The 20,437-nt window shown below is 65.7% G+C and carries 16 protein-coding genes and 1 tRNA gene; 7 read left to right on the top strand and 10 right to left on the bottom strand.

Going from position 1 to position 20,437, the window contains the following annotated elements:
- Positions 1–42 precede the first annotated feature (42 nt).
- Complete coding sequence (locus ACFQU1_RS02435) at positions 43–1,515, top strand: cobyric acid synthase (RefSeq protein WP_378128862.1); 1,473 nt, start codon at positions 43–45, stop codon at positions 1,513–1,515.
- Here ACFQU1_RS02435 and ACFQU1_RS02430 read toward each other — a convergent pair whose 3' ends face one another.
- Positions 1,516–2,607 carry an OpgC family protein gene (locus ACFQU1_RS02430; protein ID WP_378128860.1) on the bottom strand — a complete coding sequence of 364 codons (1,092 nt, stop codon included), beginning with the start codon at positions 2,605–2,607 and terminating at the stop codon, positions 1,516–1,518.
- A gap of 347 nt (positions 2,608–2,954) precedes the next feature.
- On the opposite strand from ACFQU1_RS02430, the gene ACFQU1_RS02425 reads away from it, so the two are divergent.
- A complete protein-coding gene (locus ACFQU1_RS02425) occupies positions 2,955–4,985 on the top strand; it encodes an SDR family NAD(P)-dependent oxidoreductase (protein WP_378128858.1) in 2,031 nt (676 codons plus the stop codon).
- Here the strand turns inward: ACFQU1_RS02425 and ACFQU1_RS02420 are convergent.
- The 4 genes from ACFQU1_RS02420 to ACFQU1_RS02405 form a co-directional block, all read right to left on the bottom strand.
- Entirely contained in the window at positions 4,894–5,832 is a 939-nt protein-coding gene (locus ACFQU1_RS02420; protein WP_378128856.1) for an NAD-dependent epimerase/dehydratase family protein, read from the bottom strand. The genes ACFQU1_RS02425 and ACFQU1_RS02420 overlap by 92 nt on opposite strands.
- A complete protein-coding gene (locus ACFQU1_RS02415) occupies positions 5,829–6,851 on the bottom strand; it encodes a glycosyl transferase (protein WP_378128854.1) in 1,023 nt (340 codons plus the stop codon). Before ACFQU1_RS02415 ends, ACFQU1_RS02420 begins: the two co-directional genes overlap by 4 nt.
- 276 nt (positions 6,852–7,127) lie before the next feature.
- A complete protein-coding gene (locus ACFQU1_RS02410) occupies positions 7,128–7,997 on the bottom strand; it encodes an MBL fold metallo-hydrolase (protein WP_378128852.1) in 870 nt (289 codons plus the stop codon).
- 232 nt (positions 7,998–8,229) lie between these two features.
- Positions 8,230–10,803 carry a hypothetical protein gene (locus tag ACFQU1_RS02405; RefSeq protein ID WP_378128850.1) on the bottom strand — a complete coding sequence of 858 codons (2,574 nt, stop codon included), beginning with the start codon at positions 10,801–10,803 and terminating at the stop codon, positions 8,230–8,232.
- 246 nt (positions 10,804–11,049) lie between these two features.
- On the opposite strand from ACFQU1_RS02405, the gene dapD reads away from it, so the two are divergent.
- Entirely contained in the window at positions 11,050–11,901 is an 852-nt protein-coding gene (dapD, locus tag ACFQU1_RS02400; protein ID WP_378128848.1) for a 2,3,4,5-tetrahydropyridine-2,6-dicarboxylate N-succinyltransferase, read from the top strand.
- A 211-nt stretch (positions 11,902–12,112) separates the two neighbouring features.
- Here the strand turns inward: dapD and ACFQU1_RS02395 are convergent, their stop codons facing one another.
- A complete protein-coding gene (locus ACFQU1_RS02395; protein ID WP_378128846.1) occupies positions 12,113–12,997 on the bottom strand; it encodes a GyrI-like domain-containing protein in 885 nt (294 codons plus the stop codon).
- A gap of 378 nt (positions 12,998–13,375) precedes the next feature.
- Between ACFQU1_RS02395 and ACFQU1_RS02390 the strand changes: the two genes are divergently transcribed.
- The 3 genes from ACFQU1_RS02390 to ACFQU1_RS02380 all read left to right on the top strand — a co-directional run bounded on the left by ACFQU1_RS02390 (position 13,376) and on the right by ACFQU1_RS02380 (position 16,238).
- The gene (locus ACFQU1_RS02390) at positions 13,376–14,737 is read left to right on the top strand and encodes an MFS transporter (RefSeq protein ID WP_378128844.1); all 1,362 of its coding nucleotides are present in this window, start codon (positions 13,376–13,378) and stop codon (positions 14,735–14,737) included.
- A gap of 329 nt (positions 14,738–15,066) precedes the next feature.
- Positions 15,067–15,597 (top strand): PIN-like domain-containing protein, encoded by a 531-nt coding sequence (locus tag ACFQU1_RS02385; protein ID WP_378128842.1) that lies wholly within the window; start codon positions 15,067–15,069, stop codon positions 15,595–15,597.
- 8 nt (positions 15,598–15,605) lie between these two features.
- On the top strand, positions 15,606–16,238 hold the full coding sequence (locus ACFQU1_RS02380; protein WP_378128840.1) for a PIN-like domain-containing protein: 633 nt from the start codon (positions 15,606–15,608) through the stop codon (positions 16,236–16,238).
- Positions 16,239–16,589: 351 nt separating this feature from the next.
- Here ACFQU1_RS02380 and ACFQU1_RS02375 read toward each other — a convergent pair whose 3' ends face one another.
- Positions 16,590–16,949, bottom strand: coding sequence for a hypothetical protein (locus tag ACFQU1_RS02375; RefSeq protein WP_378128838.1), 360 nt, complete (start codon positions 16,947–16,949; stop codon positions 16,590–16,592).
- Between the two features lie 277 nt (positions 16,950–17,226).
- Positions 17,227–17,311: transfer RNA gene (locus ACFQU1_RS02370), tRNA-Leu, on the bottom strand.
- A gap of 301 nt (positions 17,312–17,612) precedes the next feature.
- Here ACFQU1_RS02370 and ACFQU1_RS02365 point away from each other — a divergent pair.
- Positions 17,613–18,617, top strand: coding sequence for a complex I NDUFA9 subunit family protein (locus tag ACFQU1_RS02365; RefSeq protein WP_378128835.1), 1,005 nt, complete (start codon positions 17,613–17,615; stop codon positions 18,615–18,617).
- Between the two features lie 10 nt (positions 18,618–18,627).
- Here the strand turns inward: ACFQU1_RS02365 and ACFQU1_RS02360 are convergent, their stop codons facing one another.
- Both ACFQU1_RS02360 and ACFQU1_RS02355 read right to left on the bottom strand, forming a co-directional pair.
- Positions 18,628–19,338, bottom strand: a complete 711-nt coding sequence (locus tag ACFQU1_RS02360) for a sulfate transporter family protein (RefSeq protein WP_378128833.1) — start codon at positions 19,336–19,338, stop codon at positions 18,628–18,630.
- Between the two features lie 3 nt (positions 19,339–19,341).
- A complete protein-coding gene (locus ACFQU1_RS02355; RefSeq protein ID WP_378128831.1) occupies positions 19,342–20,337 on the bottom strand; it encodes a 2-hydroxyacid dehydrogenase in 996 nt (331 codons plus the stop codon).
- Positions 20,338–20,437 lie beyond the last annotated feature (100 nt).

Genomic DNA, 20,437 nt, shown 5'->3' with positions numbered 1-20,437 from the left:
GACGCCGGTGGGATCCGCGATCCAACTCGGCCGGCGTTCCCCATGACTGACACCCCCACCATCATGATCCAGGGCACCGGCTCCAATGTGGGCAAGTCACTCCTCGTGGCCGGGCTCTGCCGGCATTTCGCGCGGCAAGGACTGAAGGTCCGGCCCTTCAAGCCGCAGAACATGTCGAACAACGCCGCCGCCGTTCAAGGTGGCGAGATCGGTCGCGCCCAGGCGCTGCAGGCACGTGCCGCCGGCGTTCCCGCCACCGTCCATATGAACCCGGTGCTGTTGAAACCCGAGAGCGAGCGCGGCGCGCAGATCATCGTCCAGGGCCGCCGCTTCGGGCAGCTCGAAGCGCGCGATTACACGAGGAAGCGCGAGCGCCTGCTGCCCTTCGTGATGGAAAGCTTCGCGATTCTCGGCGGGGATGCCGATCTCGTCATCGTCGAAGGTGCGGGCAGCCCTGCGGAGATCAATCTGCGCGCCGGCGACATCGCCAATATGGGCTTTGCCCGTGAGGCGCGCGTGCCCGTGGTCATCGCCGGGGACATCGACCGTGGCGGCGTGATCGCGAGCCTCGTCGGCACCCATGCGGTCCTCGACGATGCGGATCGGGCGATGATCCGCGCCTTTCTCGTCAACAAGTTCCGCGGCGACCCCGCCCTCTTCGACGCCGGCATGGCGGAGATCGCGACGCGCACCGGCTGGCGGTCGCTCGGGCTGGTGCCCTGGTTCCCGGAGGCATCCAAGCTGCCGGCGGAGGACGCACTCGACCTTCGCCGCGATGCGGCGAAGACGTCGGGCGCAATCCGCATCGCCGTGCCGGTGCTGCCGCGCATCGCCAATTTCGATGACCTCGATCCCCTGCGGCTCGAGCCGTCGGTCGCTCTGACGCTGGTCGAGGCGGGAGAGCCGCTGCCGGGCGATGCCGATCTCGTTATCCTGCCCGGCTCGAAAACGACGATCGCCGATCTCGCCGCCTTCCGCGCCAATGGCTGGGACATCGATCTGACCGCCCATGTCCGGCGCGGCGGTCATGTGCTCGGCCTGTGCGGCGGCTACCAGATGCTCGGCCGCACCATCGCCGACCCCGACGGCATCGAAGGTCCCGCGACGACCGTGCCGGGGCTCGGGCTGCTCGCCGTCGACACCGTGCTCACCGGCGACAAGGCGGTGCGGCCCGTCACCGCCGAAACCGCGGACGGCGGCCTTGCCGTCAGCGGCTATGAAATCCACCTCGGCGAGACGCGGGGCGGGGATACCGCCCGCCCCCTCTTTCGGCGAAGCGGCACGCCCGAGGGCGCCTGCTCTGCCGATGGCCGGGTCGCAGGCACCTATCTGCACGGCATTTTTGGCGCTGATGCTTTCCGCCGGGATTATCTCGGCCGTCTCGGCGGCACTGGGGTCGATGGCGATCTCGCCTATGAGGCGACGGTCGAGGCGACCCTCGACCGTCTCGCGGACCATCTCGCCGCTCATATCGACACGGACGGGCTGCTCGCCCTCGCCCGCACCGGCCTCTGATCAGGCGGTTTTGGCGCCGCGCGCCTTGCGGTCGCTCATGTAGAGGGCGACGCCGTGAAGCACCAGCAGGCCACCGCCGATGAACAGAAGGTCGTCGATGAAGCCGGTGTGGCGCATGCCGATGACGATCTGACCGATGGCGCTCAGGATCGACCCCGCGGCGAAGACCGGCAGGCTTTGGCGGCCGAACGCGCAGAGCGGCTCATAAAGCGCGCCGCGCTTGAGGCGCGCCGTGATGCCCGAGTGATAGAGAACATAGGCGAGCGCCAGGAAATGGATGACCCGCAGCGGCGCGAGATCCGTCTTGCTCATGTCCACATAGCGGTTCACGAGCTCGGGCAGGCCGGGCATGAAGCCGAAGGCCTTGGTGACGATGACGGCCGAGACGAAGAGCATGACGATGCTTGCCGCGAACAGGCGCCGGTCGAAGGGAATGCCGCCCTCGCGCAGTCTCAGCCCGACAAAGATGCCGATGGCGAACAGAAACTGCCACGTGAAAGGGTTGAAAAACCAACCGCCCGGCACCGGCCACGTCGGCAGGTTCAGGCCGAGCGCGCGCGCCGTGAGATAGACCGCCGCCGAGGTCAGCAGCATCACGCGGTCATTGATGCGGGCAAGCGCGAGCAGAGCCGGCGCCGCCAGCAGAAAGACGATATACATCGGCAGGATGTTGAAATAGCCGAGCTGGTGGCTCAAGCCCGCCACCGCGACAACTGCGCGCAGCGGATTCGACAGGAAGAGGTCGCGCCCGTGCTCGTGCATCAGGATGTCGTCGTCGAAAATCACGGCCGCGGCGGCAAAGATCAGGATGGCAGCGAAGGACAGCGCCACCTGCACGCCATAGAGCGCCAAGGCGCGGCTCGCGACGGCTCGGATGCCGCTGCGGGTCTGGCCACCGACGAAACGGCTGCCATAGGCGAGCAGGACCGACACGCCGGCGAGGAAGACGAAGGCCTCGGCCGAATCGCTGAAGCCCAGGTTGCGGTGCGTCAAAAGGTCGAACCCGTTGCCCGGCACGTGGTTAATGAAAATCATCGCAAGAACGATGCCACGCCAGAAGTCGATGCCGTCAATCCGCTTCGCACCGCTCATCGCAATATGCGCTCCTTGCAACAGCATTCGCCGTTGGCCGCCACTTGCACGACGCAACACGCTCAATGCAATATCTTGCCAATATATTTTGTTCCAACTCTGGAACCCTCTGTTGTTGAACGACAACAGAGGGTTGCAAAGACCTTGACCTTGAAAAGGTGCAACAATGTGGCACGGCTCCTTCGGCCGAATCGGTAGGATCGCCCTGCAGATGACCTGAACCTCGTCGATATTCAAGCATTCCGCTTACCATCCCGTTGGCCAGCCGTTGACAAAGCGGCAAGCTGGGCGGATATCCGGCTGAGTTCATGGCCCGGCTTGCTATTATTCCCCCCCTGAAAAGGACGATGATCGTCGCGCACGATCTCGTCGTGACGGCGCTTGCCGTCACTCTCGCTTTCGTGATCCGCTTCGAGGATGCGCGGCTCGCGACGCGGCTCGCCGCGCTCCCGACCATGTTGCCGCTCTTCGTCGTCTATGCGGGGGTGGTCTACTGGTTCTTCTCGCTCTATCGCTCGAAGTGGCGGTTCGCGTCTCTGCCGGACCTCTCGAACATCGTGCGCGCCTCGACGGTGCTCGCGCTCACGCTGCTCGTCGCCGACTATGTGCTCGCCTCGTCGAGCTTTTACGGCTTTTTCTTTTTCGGCAAGATCACCATCGCGCTCTATTGGCTCCTGCAGATCTGCCTGCTCGGCGGCCCGCGGCTCGCCTATCGTTATGTCAAGTACGAACAGGCGAAGCAGACCCAGGCGAAGGACGGCGCCCATCCCGCGCTCCTTCTCGGCCGAGGTGCGGATATCGAGGCGCTCCTCCGCGCAATCGAGTCCGGCGCTTTTCGCAAGATCGCGGCCAAGGGCATCCTGTCGCCGCGCAAGGGCGACCTTGGACAATCCATTCGCGGCGTTCCCGTGCTTGGCAGCTTCGCGGATCTGGAACGGGTCATCGCGGAATTCACCGAGCGCGGCATCTCGGTCCGCCGGTTGGTGCTGACGCCGAACGCGCTGGGCAACGACCATGACGTGGACGGCGGCGACCTGCTCCTCAGGGCGCGCCGCCTCGGCCTGCCGCTGTCGCGCATGCAGGACGTCGAGGAAGGCGTCGGTTCGGCCGCGCTGCAGCCCGTGGACATCGAGGATCTGCTGCTCCGGCCGACCGTCGAGATCGACCGCGCGCGCCTCGCCCGCTTCGTGCGCGGGCGGCGCATAGCGGTGACCGGCGGCGGCGGGTCCATCGGCAGCGAGCTCTGCCTGCGCGCGGCCGCTTTCGGCGCATCCGACATCCTCGTCATCGAGAATTCCGAGCCGGCGCTCCACCAGATCACCGAAGCGCTCGCCACGCTCGGCGCCGAAGTCCGCGTCCAGGGCGCCATCGCCGACGTGCGCGACCGGGGGCGCATGGATGATCTGCTCCTGGCTTTCCGGCCGGATGTGGTCTTCCACGCCGCCGCGCTCAAACACGTGCCCTATCTGGAGCAGGACTGGGGCGAGGGCATCCGCACCAATATCTTCGGCTCCGTCAATGTGGCCGATGCCGCCGTGGCGGCGGGCGCAAAGGCGCTCGTCATGATCTCCACCGACAAGGCGATCGAGCCGGTGTCGATGCTCGGCGCCACCAAGCGTTTTGCGGAAATGTATGCGCAGGCGCTCGACGCCGAGATCGCCGAAAAGGCAGGTGATGCCGGCCTTGCGCCGGACGTGGCGGGCACGGGCACGCGCCTCATCGCCGTGCGTTTCGGCAATGTGCTCGGCTCGAACGGCTCGGTTGTGCCGAAGTTCAAGGCGCAGATCGACCGCGGCGGGCCGGTGACCATCACGCACCGCGACATGGTCCGCTATTTCATGACGGTCCGCGAGGCGGTCGATCTCGTCATCACCGCCGCGTCTCACGCCGACGGCGAAGGCCGGTCCGGGGCGGACCGCCAGTCCGGGGCGGACGGCGGGTCATTGGGACAGGCCAATGCGCATGCGCGCGAACAAGCCGCCGTTTATGTGCTCAAGATGGGCCAGCCGGTGCGCATCTACGCGCTTGCGGAACGCATGATCCGCCTCGCCGGCTTCGAGCCGGGCGTGGATATCGAGATCGTGGAGACCGGAATCCGCCCCGGCGAGCGCCTCCACGAGATCCTCTTCAGCCCGGAGGAGCCGATGGCGGAAACCGGCATCGACGGCGTCATGGCGGCCAAGCCCCTCTTCGCCGACCGGCGGCATCTCGAAGCGACCATGAAGGCGCTCGCCGATGCCGTCGCTCGCGGCGACCGCCAGGAAGCCGAGGCCATCTTGGAAGAGGCTATTCCAGAATTCGCTGCCCGGAAAGCCGCGCCGCAAGCCGCCGCAGCCCCTCTTCCGTCGGCCATGGTGGCGCAAATCCGCAGCGCCTGAGCGCGGCAGCATCCGCCGCCAGCGCGCTGCCGAGCCGCGTAAAGGACGCGCTTCGGCCGGCAAGGCGAAAAAGGCCGGCAAGCACCGGCCGAGGCACGCTCAACAGCCCGGGTGGGCGGGCGAAGCCGGCACGCAAGGCCGTGATGATCACGGGTATCGTGACGGGCGCCGGATCGGCGACGATCATCGCGCGGCGTGGCGCCTCGGGCAGCGCGATGACATGGCGTATGGCGGCGGCGAGCGTCTCGACCGCAACCAGCGAGCGCTCGCCGCGCAAGGCGCCGAAGGGCAGAGGCAGCGGCGAACGGGCGAGCCGGATGAGCGCCCCCATATTGCCGGCGACCCCCTCCCCGTAGACGAGCACCGGCCTGAGCGCCACCCAGGGCAGATCGAGCGCCGCCAATGCCTGTTCGGCGGCGAGTTTCGAGCGGCCGTACGGATCCGTCGGCTGGGGCGGATCGGCCTCCGTCAAGACGGTGGGAGCAACCGGTCCGCTCTGAGCGCGGATCGAGGAGATAAAGACGAAGCGGCCTACACGCCCCTGGGCGGCGCGTGCCAGGGCGACCGTCGCGTCGGTGTTCACGCGCCGATAGCGCTCCTCGGGAATGCCGGGACCGGCATGGGCAATGCCCGCGCCATGGACGACGGCATCGACCCCGGCGAGCGCCGTTGTCCAGTCGACCGACTCGGCGAGATCGCCCACGACCACCTGCTCGACCCCCGGCGGGACAACCATGCGTCGGCGGGTCGCCACGCGCACGCCATAACCGGCCGCCGCGAGATCGGCCAGGAGATGGCGCCCGACGAAGCCGCTGGCGCCGGTGAGCAGAATGCGCGGGCCGCTCATGCGTGTTCAACGCGCGAGCGGGCGAACCGGACGAGAACGATCGTGACCGCCGCCAGGCCGGCAAGCAGCAGCCCGACCTGGGCAGCCGGACCGGCGGTGGCGAGGCTCGCCGCGGCCAGGGCAGCCAGGACGAGATTGAGCAGAAGGACGGAACCGACCACATCGGCGACACTGAAACCATTGTCGGTGGCGCGCTGATAGAAATGGCTGCGATGCGCCTGCCAGACCTTCTCGCCGCGCGCGAGACGCAACAGCAGGGTCAGCGTCGCATCGGCGAGATAGTAGAGCGGCAGGAGCAGGGCCGCCACGAAATGCCCCTCGGCGGCCAACCGGTAGAGGAGAACTCCCGCGATCAAGCCGATCGGGAGCGAGCCGACGTCTCCCAGGAAGAGCTTGGCGACGGGCCGATTGAAGGGCGCGAATCCGAGCATCGCGCCGAGAAGCGCGGCGGCGAGGAGGCCCGCATCGGCCGGCATGGCGCCGCCGAGGGCAAAGAGAGCGAGCGCCCCTGTCACCGGCACGACCTCGGCCACGGTCATCCAGTCGAGGCCGTCCATGAAATTGACCAGATTGATGAACCAGACGCCGGCGAGGATCACCAGGCAGAGCTCGACCGGGCCGGGAAGAAGCTCCGGCAGCAGCCGGGCCTCGCCCAGGGCCGTGACGGCAGCCGCCACCGCGCCCACCTGGATGGCGAGCCGGGGCAGGACGGGCAGCGGGCGGATGTCGTCGACGGCGCCGCCACAGGCGAGCACGACGGCAGCGAGGCTCAGCACCAGAAAGCCGGTGCTCGCGCCCAGCCAGCCGAGATGAAGCGCCAGCCCCGTCGCGATGAGGCAGGCCGCGACCACGGCGATGCCGCCGCCTTGCGGCGTCGGCACCTTATGGCTCGAGCGTGCATTCGGCCGGGCGAGCGCATAGCGGCGCATGAGCGGATGGAGCAGGAGGATGAGCGCCGCTGCAAACGCGGCGGCACCGAGCGCGACAAGGCCGAGGAGGAGCGGAAGAGGCAGGCTCATGGGGCGCGATTCCGGGCCGCCGAGGCGCCCGCCTCGCGATCACGCGCCGGCCCGCTTCTCTGGAGAGCACCCCGCATGCATGGCGCTGCGACGATCGACAACGGCGGTCTCCAGGCAGATGACGTTGGCCCGGACAATAACCATCGTTGAGGCAAGGGCAAGCGGGCGGCCGCAGTGGTGGAGACGTGTCGCCGAGCCGCGATCACCCGCCGGTTTGGCGAGCCTGATGCTCTGGGGCATGTTCCTGCCCCGTCGGCCTCAGGAAGCGAAAGAGCTCTAAGCGGCGACGCAGGCGGGAGCGAAGGTCAGCACCTGGCCCTGCCGGGCGATGAAGGAGCCGGGCATTGCCTTCACGAGCTTGGCTTCCATGGCCGACAGCGCAGCATCGTCGTGGAAGGGGCTCAGGTGATAGGCGGCGAGCTGCTTCACACCGGCGAGCTTGCAGAGCTCGACACCAGCAGCGATGGTCGAATGCCCCCAGCCGCGGCATTTGTTGTATTCCGTCTCGCAGAACATGGCGTCGTAGATCACGAGATCGGCATGTTCCACGAAGCTGAGGAGGTCGGCCGGCGGCCAACCTTCGCAGTGCTCGAGATCGCTGACATAGCAGACGCTGCGGCCGCCGTTCTCGAAGCGGTAGGCCGTCGCGCCCGAAGGGTGCTGCAGCGGGCAGGTGCGCACGCTGAGACCAGGCTCGAAGGCCAAGGTCTCGCCCGCCTTGAAGCCGTTATAAGTGATCTTCGCCGGCAGCTGCGCCAGCGTGACGGGAAAGATCGGCGGCGAGAACAGCCGCTCGAGCGGCTTCTCCGCCGTACCACCACCGAGATTGCCGCAGGACAGCCTGATGGTCCTGCCGGTCATCAGGGCCGGTTTGAAAAACGGCAGCCCCATGACGTGGTCGAGATGCAGATGGCTCAGCAGAATATCGATATCGTCGGTCGACGTCTCGTGCTTCATCGCGAGCCCAAGCTCGATCAGCCCGGTTCCGGCATCGACGATGAACTGCTTGCCGCCACACCGGATTTCGACACAGGCCGTGTTCCCGCCGAAAACGAGGTGATCCGGTCCCGAAACCGGAATAGAGCCGCGGACGCCCCAGAAGCGGACCAGGAGCGCGTCATCGGCAGGAGATGGATAGGCGCACATTTGCCACCGTTACCTCAAATTCGCCGCAAAGGCCGTGCGCTATCACACATGAAGCGGACTTATGGCGCAATCCTCATCCGAGGATCTCGGTTCCCTGGCCGGTTGTATGCGGCGCATCCGGGACCGACATGCGGGCTGCGGCCTCGCGAAAAGCCATTCCTTGGCTGATGCTTGATATGGGATGGCGGGCGGTGAAATGCATGGCCCGCAATGTCGCATCATGTGCGCTTCGTCACGCTGACCCGGCCGCAGCCGGGTTGCCCACCGCCACAGTTTCGACCGAAGTGTTACCGGGCTCGGCCGGGTCCTCCACCAGGAGCTTGTCGCCCTCGAAACGGACCACGCGATCGAACCGGCTCGTATCGAAGCCCGGTGGAAGAACCGCGATAAGGCCGCGCCCGGCCATCACCGTCGAGAGACGCTCCATCAAGGCGGCGGCCTCGGCGACCGACAGGCCCTCGAAGACATGGTCGACGAGGAGAAGCTCCGGCTGCCGCGCGAGGCAGCGCGCGAGATCGATGAGCACTGGCGACACCGGCTGCAACCGCTCATTGCCGTGCGACAGATGCGCGGAGAGGCCGAGCCTGAGCACCTCGTCGTCGAGAGCGAGCGCAGTCAGCACACGGCGCACGACCGCATGCACCTTCTCCTCAGCACCGGCCACGTCATAGGCGATGCGCCCGAAGAGCAGATTGTCGCTGAGCGAAGCAGCCGTGCAGATCTCATTGGGCTCGTAGAAGGTGATCGCCGGCTTCAAGCTCGACGGCAGGAGCCGCGCGAAGGTATGGCGGGCCTGGACGAGGCGCCGCTCCATCTCGGCATCGAGCACGCCGAGGCGATGGCGCGTCTCCACATAGCGTAGCGCCAGCGCGATCTGCCGATCGCGGTCGCGCCCGGTTTCGGCGCCGCGTCGCCGCTCCGCCCGGCGCGCCACCATGTCGGCGCAGAGGCCGCGCTCGGCGGCGCTGAAAAAGGCGAAGCGCTGAAAGAGCGGATGGCCGTCCGGGACCCCCTCGAAGATCTCGACCAGGCTCTCGGCGATGGCAAAGCCCATCTCGGCGAGCGGCCGGGTAAGATCCTCCGCCTCCAAGACCGCCCGCATGAAGGGGTTGGTGGCGAGATATTCCTCGTGGAAGGTGTCGCCGACCGGCACCCCCTGCAGGATGTTCTCGGCCACCGTGCCGTGACGGTTGTAGCGATTGGGCTCGAAGGGATCGACGAGATCCTCCATGCCGCCGGCGACGAGTTCGGCCCGCACGGCGCGGCGCACCTCGACGACACGCGCGGCGAGCTTTGGCGCATTCTGGCCGTCGACGCTGGTGGCCAGGCCGAGCGCATAGGCATCATCATCGATGCCGGCGACCCGCAGGGCGTCGCACAGGAGGCGGTCTGTGTCGTCCCCCTCGGCGAGCGACGCCCCATAGAGCAGGTTCTGCCGCAGCGTGCCGTCGAAGAGGATGGGCGTGACGCCGGCGAGCGCGATGCGCCGCGCCCGAACGGCCGGCGGCACATGCGCGAGATTGACGCCGTCGAGCAGCACTTCACCGGCCGAGGCATCGAGCGCGCCGCCGATCGCCGCCGCGAGGATATGGCCACCGCCGTCGCCATCCGTGACGAGGGCCGCATGGCCGGGCAAGGGCAATTCGAGATCGACCGTCGACAGGCGATGGCTGGTCGCCGGATCGAAGACCGACAGATGCACCGCCTTGAGGCTGCGCCAGCCCTCCGGCAGCGGCGCCTCGGGGTGACGGCGGGCGCGGGATTTCATCTCGCCGATGGACCGGGCGATCTCGTCGAAGGTCTCCACCGCGGCATGCCGCTCGCGCGTCCACAGCGCCAAAGCCTCCACGGGGCGGATCACCAGAAAGGCGGCGGTCACGGCCGCGACCAAGCCGCCCGGCGTCAGCGCCCCATGCATGACGAACCAGCCGGCGAGGATGAGCATCAGCACGGGCATGCCGTCACGCAGCGTGCGCAGGACGAAGCCGAGCCAGGTGAGTTGGCGCAGCGACGGCCGGTTCTTCCGAGCGACCGCCGTCAACCGCTCGGCGAAATGCCCGGCCTCGCGGTCGGCCGTGCCGTGCACCCGTATGGCGGGCAGCCGGTCCACGGCGCGCCGCGCCATCTGGGTCGCTTCGCGCTCGCCGGCAGCGAGGCGCCGGCCCGCCTCCTCGCGCTCGTTCTCGCGTGCCGGCACCAGCAGGGCGTCGAGGACGCCAGCGGCTGCGAGCGCAAGCCCCAGCCAGAGGTTCAGCGTCAGCACGAAGAGGACGGGGATGGCCGCCTCGGCGATCGAGAGCATCGGCGCGACCAGCGCCCGCCCGAGGAAGGGCGTGACCGCAGCGACCCGATGGCCGAGCGAGGCGATGGCGTTCTCGACATCGTCGCTCGCCGCCCGCTCCCCGACCAGCTGGCGGAAGAGCGCGAGACGCAGGTCGTCGGCGAGCCGGGGGCCCAGCCGCGCGCTGAGGAGGCGCAGGCCGACGCGCAGCAGTGCCCGCACGATGACGAGCCCGCCGACCAGCATGGCGCCCGCGATGAAGTAGAGATCGCGCGGCAATTCAACGCCCGCGAAGAGCACGCGCTCGCCGCCGAGCTGCCACGGCAGCGGCAGCGCGAGCCGCAGGAAGGGCGCAAGGTCCGTGCCGGCCGGGAAGGAACGGCCGAGAAACACGTCGTCCACCAGCGCCCGCGGCACGGAAATGAGAAACCAGAGCACCGGCAGCGACAGGATGACGAGGAGCAGCGCAAGGCCATGGATACCGCGACTGCGGGCCAGGACGTAGCGGATTGGATTGCGTTCCATGCGAAAACCGGTTGCGGGCAGCGGAAGCCTGCCCCTTGATGGCATCCGCAGCGCTGAAGTTCAAATCCCGAAGGCACAAGTGGTCAATAACTTGCTCGCGCTCAAGGCCGTGACGCGCCACCGGGGCCGGAGAGGCGACCCGACTTGCCAATCGGCCGGGCGGCGGTCTATGCGAACAGACGTCGCCGCCACGGCCATCGCCTGCGCGCAATGGCCCCCGAAGGACCGCCCCGGAAGGACCCCGTCATGAGCACCGAGCCCCTCGCCGACGTCATCGATGCTGCCTGGGAGGCACGCGCCGACATCAGCCCGGCGACGGGAGGCTCCGTGCGCGAGGCGGTGGAAACCGCCCTTTCCCTGCTCGACCGCGGCGAGCGCCGCATCGCCGAGAAGGCTCCCGGCGAGCCGACCGGCTGGCGCGTCAACCAGTGGCTCAAGAAGGCCGTGCTCCTCTCCTTCCGCCTCAACGACATGGGCCTCATCGGCGGCGGCCCCGGCCAAGCGAGCTGGTGGGACAAGGTGCCCTCGAAATTCGACGGCTGGGGCACGGCCGCGTTCAAGGCGGCCGGGTTCCGCGCCGTGCCGAACTGCACCGTGCGCCGCGGCGCCTATATCGCGCCCGGCGTCGTGCTCATGCCCTCCTTCGTCAATCTCGGCGCCTATGTGGACGAGGGCACCATGGTCGATACCTGGGCGACCGTCGGCTCCTGCGCGCAGATCGGCAAGAACTGCCATCTCTCGGGCGGCGTCGGCATCGGCGGTGTGCTCGAGCCGCTGCAGGCGGGCCCGGTCATCATCGAGGACAATTGCTTCGTCGGCGCACGCTCCGAGGTGGTGGAGGGCGTCGTCGTCGGCGAGGGCTCGGTGCTCTCCATGGGCGTCTTCATCTCCTCCTCCACCAAGATCGTTGACCGCACGACCGGCGAGATTTTTTATGGGCGCGTGCCGCCCTATTCCGTGGTGGTGCCGGGAAGCCTGCCCGGCAAGCCGCTGCCGGACGGCACGCCCGGCCCCTCGCTCTATTGCGCGGTGATCGTGAAGCGCGTCGACGCGCAGACCCGCTCCAAGACGGCCATCAACGAGCTGTTGCGCGACTGAGGGCGCTGGCAGGCGTTTGCTCCGCGGAAGGAGCGCACCCTTTCATGCTCTCGCCTCCCCTTTTGTGGGGCAGGGGTAGGGGAAGGTCGGACGCGCTCTGCGCCCGAGATCTGTACAGCGTCGCAGCGGCAACCCCATAAAGACCCACATCGGTGGATAGCGGCCTGTCCGTTTCTTGCGATCGGAAGGGACAGGCCGCCGTCAGAGGGTCCTATTTCAGCGGCAAGAATAGTTCGCAGACGACCTCAGGCACCGTCACATTCGGGAACACCGAGAAGTGCCGTTGGCAGTAGATCGGGAAATCCCGCGCTTCTTCGCCGCTAGCCGGAAGCCAATCGCGATAAAGGTAGAGCGCGGCGGGCTCGAGGTTGTGTGTATTGTGGACGACGCGCAACACCGCGCAGCGTCCGCCGGGGATCACACCCGCCTTCATCTGCTTGTCATCTGCATCAATCGGCAGGTCAGTCCCGACACACAGGTCCATGCTGTAATCTTCCGGGTTGGCGGGTATCCGCTCGGACCGGAAGATATTGAAGGTTGGGCTCGTCTCCGGCGACAAGCCGGCGGCTTTGCGCCAAGCGACGAACCGCTGGATGGTGTCGGGCAGCCGCGCCCGGTCGCCTCGATGCTCCATAATCGCCACCGGCGTTGGAGCGACGTCGCGGATCGTCACGTCGCCGGGTTCATAGGTTATCTTCATGAGCTTGCTCCTCGCATTGTCGAGAGGCCCGAAGGCCGCAAGCCACGGCGCCCAATCGGGCGATTTCCGGAACGACGAAGGCGATTGCCCCAACCGTTGCCGAAAGGCGCGGGCGAAGGCGTCCGGCGTGTCGTAGCCGGCATCCATCGCTATCTCCGTGACGCTTTGCGCGTCCGTAGAGGCCAGCCGGTGCGAAGCGCGCTTCATACGGGCAAGCTGGACATAGCGATGCACGGACAGCCCGAAGGTGGCCGTGAACTGCCGGTGGAAATGAAACTTCGAGAAGGCCGCGACGCTGCTCAGCGCGTCCAGGTCCAGATCGTCGTCCAGATGCCGGTCTATGTGATCGAGCACCCGCTGCATCCGGGCATGGTAGTTTTGAAGCGCCGCCTTCATCGGTCCGTCCTCCGTGGCAGTCCAGCTAAACGCAGGCAGACATGACGCGCTCGACCGATCTTGCGGTTTTGTCACGCAGAACATCGCCAAGGACCGCTTACGGCCACGCCCAGTCTATGATTCAAGCTCAAAACGAGCCCTATGACCTGACCGAATTAGGCTGGCGCGTCATCGAGCATTGTTCAGCTCGCCTCGTTGCGGCTGTGGCTGTGGCTGCGCGCTTATGAGTTCACGACCCGACATCTGTTCCCATCTCAGTCGCGATCCAGCTGCATAGCTGATGCCGCCTGACGTAATGGGCCGCCCCAATCGGCAGGCCTATACCTCTGGCAGGGCCGCCCGCGGCGGCTGCACGCAAATAATCAGAAGGAATTGACCATGTTGGTTGCGGCGAACAGCCAGAGCGCCATGGACAATGCCGTCCGGCATCTGGTCACGCGATACAACCCCAAAGGCAATCGCATCGGCTGGCTGATGATGGCCTCCATCCTCGTCGAGGCCTGGGACCTTTACTCGATCGCCTTCGTCCTCATCTTCATCAAGCAGCAGTTCAATCCCGATCCGCTGCTGCTCGGCCTCGCCGCCGCCGGCACGCAGGGCGGCGCCTTGGTCGGCGCGCTCGTCGGCGGCTGGCTCTCCGACAAGATCGGCCGCCGGATCATGTTTCTCGCCACGATGATCCTGTTCATCATCCTGGCGCTCACCCAGGCTTTCGTCACGAGCGTCGCCTGGCTCGTGGTGGTGCGCTTCCTGCTCGGCGTGCCGCTCGGCAGCGATATCTCGAACGGCTACACCTACATCATGGATTCCATGCGCTCAGGCGAGCGCGAGGTGATGGGCAACCGCTGGCAGTTCATGTTCGCCGTCGGCGAGGTGCTGACGCTCGCCATCATCGCCGTCTTTCTCATCGCCGAGATGTCGCCGGAGCTCGTCTGGCGCGTGACGCTCGGCCTCGGCGCGCTGCCGGCGCTCATCATTCTCATCATGCGCCACGACTTGCCGGAAACCGCTGTCTGGCTCGTGAGGCGCGGGCGCTTCAAGGAGGCCAAGCGCGTCTCCCACGAGATGTTCGGCGATTCTCTCGAGATGCTGCCGAACGAGGATGTCACCGTGCCGAAGGCGAGCACCACCGCCTTCCTCGCCGATATCCGCAAGGATCCGATCCGCTGGCGCGCCACGCTCTACGGCTGGATCGCCTGCTTCTGCCAGGGCAGCGAATTCTCGACCTTCGCCTTCTATCTGCCGGTGCTCTTCGTGATGGTCGGCGTCAGCTCCATCCTCGGCACCAATCTCGTGACGATGCTGCTCTATGTCATCGCGGCGATCGCCGGCTGGGTCGGGCCGATGCTGACGCCGAAGATCGGCCATCGCGGCATCGGCATCGCCGGTTTCGGCATCGTCTTCGTGTCGCTGCTGGTGGCCGCCTGGGCGCTCTATACGCAGAACACGATCCTCCTGCCCTTCGCCGCGGCCGCCATGCTCTGGGGCCACTATTGGGATGCATCGAACTGCATGACGATCCCGACGGTCGTCGCCAAGCCCGAGTATCGCGGCACGGCGAGCGGCTTCGCCTATATGTTCGTGAAGCTGCCGTCCTTCCTGGCGATTTTTCTCTTTCCGGCGCTGTTTACGGCCATCGGCCAGGCCGGCGCGACGCTCTTCGTCGCCATCTTCCCGCTCGTCGGCCTCTTGGCCGCGATCTTCATCCTGCCGGAGATTTACGGCTACGAACACGATTGAGGGGGTGGCTGACTGGCGCCTCGCCGTGGAGCGCCGAACCTCGTCCGGGATGGCCGGGCTTGTCGCTGAAGTCGGATATTCCGATTTCAGCCAATTGCCACGTACGGACGTCGGTACAGCCGAGTTCCGTGCCATCCCCGCTGCTTGAGGCGCTGCGCCCTACCGATCGGGATCCCCGGCACAAGGCCGGGAATGACGAAGATGGTTCGCGTAGGCCTGCGGGTAAAATTTCGCCGTCTTTTGGTCGGGCCGAAAAGCGATTGAGAATACTTTACGAATCGATACTATACTGATACTTAGTTGATGATCCGCAACTCTGGACCGCGATTGTGACTGACATAAATCCCCTCTCCTATTGCTTTCGAGACGCCGATGCGATTTTCACCGCACGATTTCGGGCGATCGAGGAAATCAAAAAGGACTGTCTCGTTGGTATTGACGCGAACGTCCTTTTGGCGCCTTACAGCTTGAGTGAAGAGCCTTTGGCTTATATCGCTGCGACCTATGAAAGGCTAGCCGGGGAAGGCCGACTTATTATTCCAGCCCACGCGGCCAGAGAATTCGCAAAGAACAGAAATGCGAAAATTGGAGAATTGCTGAAGACGGTTAAAGATCAAATGAGCCGTCAAAGCGATCCTATGGCGAAGCAGTATGCGTTTTTGAAAAATCTTCCTGATTATGAAATTGCGATCGAAATCGCGGGCCAAATTCAGGAGAAGCAAAGAGCATTATTAACCGCCCTTAGAAGGGTCGCGGATTCTGTTCGTAGTGGGATACAACAGATCCCGTTTGGGACATTTATCGTCGTGTTTTGCCTGCAGCGACTGTTGAGTTGCACCAGTCCAGCAGAGAAACCATAGCGGAAGACTTGAAATTTCGTGTTATGCACAACATACCTCCCGGTTACAAGGATAGCCAAAAACCGGATGGCGGCGCAGGCGATCTCATAATTTGGAAAACACTATTGCAGGTCGGGGCAGACCAACAAAAGGATCTCGTCTTCGTTACCCTTGACCAAAAATCCGACTGGTGGTCGCAAGCAGATGGTGCTGCTCTTTTTCCTCGATACGAGCTGTTAGAAGAGTATCGGTTTTGTAGTGCAGGGCATACCGTTCACCTTCTTCGGTTCTCCGAATTCCTTGCAGAATTTGGGGCCCTCCCGAAGGTCGTGACAGAAGTTCAGAGGGTGGAAGACGAAGCCAGGAACGCCAGCGAAGCTGAAGATGCCCAAGAGGATAAAGATCTAGAACTTGTAGAGCTATTTCTGGCCCTGCAGAGCGAGGACAAAAGATTAGACGCGAGAATAAGTGATTTGAAGCGACATTTACATTCCGCACTAAACAGGAAAGGCGAAGCTGCCAGGACAAGAAATTACCTGCAGCTCTTGAAGGCTCAACGCGCCCAATTACGAGCTCAAATCCATAACCTTTCTCAAAAATTCCCTTACCTGCTCGTTCGGGAAGAGGATAGTTCAACCAGAGAGAATGAAACAAATGAGTGAGCGGCTTACAATCCCGCTTAGGACGCGGTAACTCGTCTAGTGCCATTTGGCTTCGACGCCTACATCGGGATTAGGTGACCGATCGGCCGACGCACGCGATCCTCGCGCGTTTCACCACAGCCAATCGTCTCAGCGTCTACACGACCGAATCGAGACGGCGCGCCGCGTGCCGCACTAGGGCGAGAGCTTGGCGGATATGGAATGGTGACGAGGCGAGGCCAAACGCGGCCTGACGCCAGCTGGCACGCCGCGCCACAGCAAAAGGCTCTCAGAACGTTCCATCCTGAAGGCCCGGTAGTGTTGCGACCGGCGGCCAGGAGGCCGCCGGGATCGCCAGTCGTAAAAAACGCGTCAGCCGGCCTTCTTGGTCACCAGCGTCAAGGTGCCCTCGGGGCTGAGGCTCGCTACGATGACCTGCGCCGAGGTGAGGCCTTGAGCCTCCAGCGCCGATTTGATCTGGGGCGTGGCGTCGATCGATTCGCGCAGCTTCTTGAGCTGCTCCGGGCCCCGTTGGGCAACGACCTTATCGACCTCGGCGCGTGTCGCCTCCGGCAGCTGCTCCATATCGACGACCTTGACGTTCTGGATGGCCGGAGCGCCGCCGGGTGCCTGCTGCTGCGGGGCGGGGGCTTGAGTGGACGGTGCTTGCGCATAGGCGGCGCCCGTCAGTGCGAGCATCGCGCCCGTCGCGAGTGTTGTGATGATACGCATGGATGGCTCCTGGAACATGGACTCGGGCCTTGGGATGAACCCCGATCAGACAACCCCAATGGGGACGGAGCCTGTTGGTTCGGGGGCCATTCCATGACCATCATGCGTCGGTTGTGTGGGGCACGGCGGGCGATCGGCCCCGATCCGGCCTCCAAGACGGCCGAGATGCTGCATTAGGGCTGGCCGCCACAGGAGCGTGCTCACCTTGGCCGTGCAGAACGGCGCGGACTACAGATCGACCGGTGAGTTTGCGACGATCAACGCTGCCTTGCAGCCTTGGTGCCCAGGAAAGGACTCGAACCTTCACGCCTTGCGGCACAGGTACCTGAAACCTGCGTGTCTACCAATTCCACCACCTGGGCAGGTGGCCTCGCCTCACGGCGGGCAAGGCGCTCCTTTAGAGCCTCGCCGCGGCTCGTGTCAACGTGTTGATGTGGGGGTAAGCGGGCGCCGGGCGCTTTCCAGATCGACCCTCACACCCTTACCCCTCCCCACAGAGGGGGAGCGGCGAACTGAAGCCGGTGCGCCTGGACGCAGGCGTCCGCCTCGCGACCAAAATGCGCAATCGCGCATTTCTCCCATCTCGCATGTTCCCTCCGAGCGCAAAGCGCACTATGGAACAGCCCACAGGGTCCATAGCGTTCATAGAGGCGGAGCCTTTCGATGGCAGAGGGTGTGCCGATCCAATCCTCGCAGCTCGTCACCGTCTATGGCGGGTCGGGCTTCGTCGGGCGCCATGTGGTGCGCGCGCTCGCCAAGCACGGCTATCGCATCCGCGTCGCCGTGCGGCGGCCGGATCTCGCGGGCCACCTGCAGCCGCTCGGCCGGGTCGGGCAGATCCATTCCGTGCAGGCCAATCTGCGCTACAAGGATTCGGTGATGGCGGCAGCGCGCGGCGCCGACGTCGTCATCAATCTCGTCGGCGTGCTCAAGGAAAGCGGCCGCCAGACCTTTTCCGCCGTGCAGGCCTTCGGCAGCCGCATGGTCGCGGAGGCCGCCGCCGCGCAAGGCGCGCGCCTGGTGCATGTCTCGGCGCTCGGCGCCGATCCCAATTCGCAATCGGACTATGCCCGCACAAAGGCCGCCGGCGAATCCGCCGTGCTGAGCGCCGTGCCCAAGGCGACGATCTTCCGCCCCTCGGTGATCTTCGGGCCCGAGGATCAGCTCTTCAACCGCTTCGCAGCGCTCGCCTCGCGCCTGCCCGTGCTGCCGCTCGCCGGGGCCGCGACGCGCTTCCAGCCGGTCTATGTGGGCGATGTCGCCGAGGCCATCGCCATGGCAGCCGACGGCCGCGTGCCCGGCGGCCATGTCTACGAGCTCGGCGGCCCCGAAGTGAAGACGCTGCGCGAGATCGTCGACTACACGATGCAGGTGACCGGCCGCAGGCGCCCCGTCATCGCGCTGCCGCCGGCGCTCGCCGGCGCCATGGCCGGCATCGTCCAGCTCACCGATAAGCTGAGCTTCGGCCTGATGCCGGACTACATGGTGCTGACCCGCGACCAGGTCACTCTGCTCGGCACCGACAATGTCGTCTCGCAAACGGCCATCGACAGCGGCCGGACGCTCAAAGACCTCGGGATCGCGCCAACGGCTTACGAGGCGATCGTGCCCGGCTATCTCTGGCGCTTCCGCCGCTCGGGCCAGTTTTCCGACATCCGCACGATCTGACGCCCGCCCATCACGTCGGTGCGGGCGCGCGCCCGCGCAGGGCGAGAGCCTTGTGGACATGCACCATCAGCGCCACGCCGAAGAGCGGCGTGAACAGATTGAGAATGGGCACCGCCACCAGGACGGCGAGCAGAAGGCCGGCGACGTAGATCGTGCCGCGGTTGGCGACGCGCATGGCGGCCGCCTCCGGCATCGGCCGGAAGCGCCCGGCGGCGAGCTCGAAATATTCCCGTCCGAGCAGATAGCCGTTGGCCAGGAAGAAGGCCGCGATATTGACCACCGGAATGAAGAACAGGATGAGCGCCACCGCATTGACGAGCAGCGCAAGCCCCGCGAAGCGCAGGCCGTAAAGCAGCGAGCGGCCTAAGGACAGCGCCCTGCCCGGTGGATCGGCGGAATAGTGCTCCGTCTCGACGAGCTCGGCGGCATCATCCAGGAAATAGCCGGCGACCACGGCCGAGACCGGCACGATGAGATAGGCGAGCCCGATGAAAATGCCGATACCGGCGAAGAAGAAGGCGAGCGTGTCGACCAGCGGGTAATCCGACAGGAGGTCGGTGCCGTCCATGAAATAGGCGATGAGCCGCGTCAGTCCGAACCAGACCAGGACGAGCAGCAGAACGGTGAGCCCGAGCGACCGCCACAGAATCCGGCGAAAGCCCGGCGAGACGAGTTGGCGCGCCGACTTGATGGCCGCTTGCAGAACGAGAACGATCGACATCACTCACAACATGCTGGGCAGGACTCGGTTGGGCGGCCGGTGGCCGTCCAGGAACGCGCGGATATTGACCATGACCTTCTCGCCCATGTCGATCCGCCCTTCCAGGGTGGCCGAGCCCATATGGGGCAGAAGCACGACCTTATTGGCCTTGGCAAGGCGCATGAGCCGCGGATCGACTGCCGGCTCGTGCTGAAAGACGTCGAGGCCGGCGCCGGCGAGCTCGTCCCTCTCCAGCATGGCGATAAGGGCCTGCTCGTCAATCACCTCGCCGCGCGCCGTATTCACGATGACCGCATCGGGCTTCATGAGCTTCAGGCGCCGCGCCGAAAGAAGATGATAGGTGGCGGGCGTATGCGGGCAGTGGATGGAGACAATGTCCATGCGCGCCAGCATGCGGTCGAGCGAGGCCCAATAGGTCGCGGCGAGCGCCGTTTCGGTCTCCACTGGCAGGCGTCGGCGGTTGTGGTAATTCACCGAGAGGCCGAAGGCCCGGGCGCGGCGGGCCAGGGCCTGGCCGATGCGGCCCATGCCGACGATGCCGAGGCGCTTGCCGGTGATGCGCCGGCCGAGCATCCAGGTCGGCGACCAGCCGGGCCAGGGCTCGCCATCCGGCAGAATGCGCGCGCCCTCGGGAAGGCGGCGGGTCACCGCCAGCATCAGCGCCATGGTCATGTCGGCCGTGTCCTCGGTGAGCACGCCCGGCGTATTGGTGACGGTGATGCCGCGCGCGGTGGCCGCGCCTACGTCGATATGATCGACGCCATTGCCGAAATTGGCTATGAGCTTGAGGCGGTCGCCCGCGGCGGCGATGATCCCCGCATCGATTCGGTCGGTGATGGTGGGCACGAGAACATCGGCGCTCTCGACCGCCGCGACGAGCGCTTCGCGCGACAGGGGACGATCATCCGCGCTGAGCCGCACATCGAACAATTCGCGCATGCGCGCCTCGACCGCGTCCGGCAGCCGGCGCGTGACGACGACGAGAGCTCCCTGTCGCATTCGGCGATGACCCCTCGCTGTTCATGCCTTGCTCGCCGACGGCCCGCTCGCACGGGACGAAAAGACGCGGATCCGATTAGATCCGCGCTCCGTGAAGTTA

It is taken from the genome of Chelatococcus sp. GCM10030263 (assembly GCF_042666455.1).
In the GTDB taxonomy this organism is placed as follows: domain Bacteria; phylum Pseudomonadota; class Alphaproteobacteria; order Rhizobiales; family Beijerinckiaceae; genus Chelatococcus.
This window is presented reverse-complemented; position numbering and strand designations above follow the sequence as displayed.

Excerpts from the sequence above, each read along its gene's own strand:
- ACFQU1_RS02435 (WP_378128862.1), top strand. The coding sequence starts at position 43 with ATGACTGACACCCCCACCATCATGATCCAGGGCACCGGCTCCAATGTG.
- ACFQU1_RS02395 (WP_378128846.1), bottom strand. The coding sequence starts at position 12,997 with ATGAAGGCGGCGCTTCAAAACTACCATGCCCGGATGCAGCGGGTGCTC.
- ACFQU1_RS02420 (WP_378128856.1), bottom strand. The coding sequence starts at position 5,832 with ATGAGCGGCCCGCGCATTCTGCTCACCGGCGCCAGCGGCTTCGTCGGG.
- ACFQU1_RS02425 (WP_378128858.1), top strand. The coding sequence starts at position 2,955 with ATGATCGTCGCGCACGATCTCGTCGTGACGGCGCTTGCCGTCACTCTC.
- ACFQU1_RS02415 (WP_378128854.1), bottom strand. The coding sequence starts at position 6,851 with ATGAGCCTGCCTCTTCCGCTCCTCCTCGGCCTTGTCGCGCTCGGTGCC.
- dapD (WP_378128848.1), top strand. The coding sequence starts at position 11,050 with ATGAGCACCGAGCCCCTCGCCGACGTCATCGATGCTGCCTGGGAGGCA.
- ACFQU1_RS02410 (WP_378128852.1), bottom strand. The coding sequence starts at position 7,997 with ATGTGCGCCTATCCATCTCCTGCCGATGACGCGCTCCTGGTCCGCTTC.
- ACFQU1_RS02390 (WP_378128844.1), top strand. The coding sequence starts at position 13,376 with ATGTTGGTTGCGGCGAACAGCCAGAGCGCCATGGACAATGCCGTCCGG.
- ACFQU1_RS02360 (WP_378128833.1), bottom strand. The coding sequence starts at position 19,338 with ATGTCGATCGTTCTCGTTCTGCAAGCGGCCATCAAGTCGGCGCGCCAA.
- ACFQU1_RS02355 (WP_378128831.1), bottom strand. The coding sequence starts at position 20,337 with ATGCGACAGGGAGCTCTCGTCGTCGTCACGCGCCGGCTGCCGGACGCG.
- ACFQU1_RS02375 (WP_378128838.1), bottom strand. The coding sequence starts at position 16,949 with ATGCGTATCATCACAACACTCGCGACGGGCGCGATGCTCGCACTGACG.
- ACFQU1_RS02430 (WP_378128860.1), bottom strand. The coding sequence starts at position 2,607 with ATGAGCGGTGCGAAGCGGATTGACGGCATCGACTTCTGGCGTGGCATC.
- ACFQU1_RS02405 (WP_378128850.1), bottom strand. The coding sequence starts at position 10,803 with ATGGAACGCAATCCAATCCGCTACGTCCTGGCCCGCAGTCGCGGTATC.
- ACFQU1_RS02365 (WP_378128835.1), top strand. The coding sequence starts at position 17,613 with ATGGCAGAGGGTGTGCCGATCCAATCCTCGCAGCTCGTCACCGTCTAT.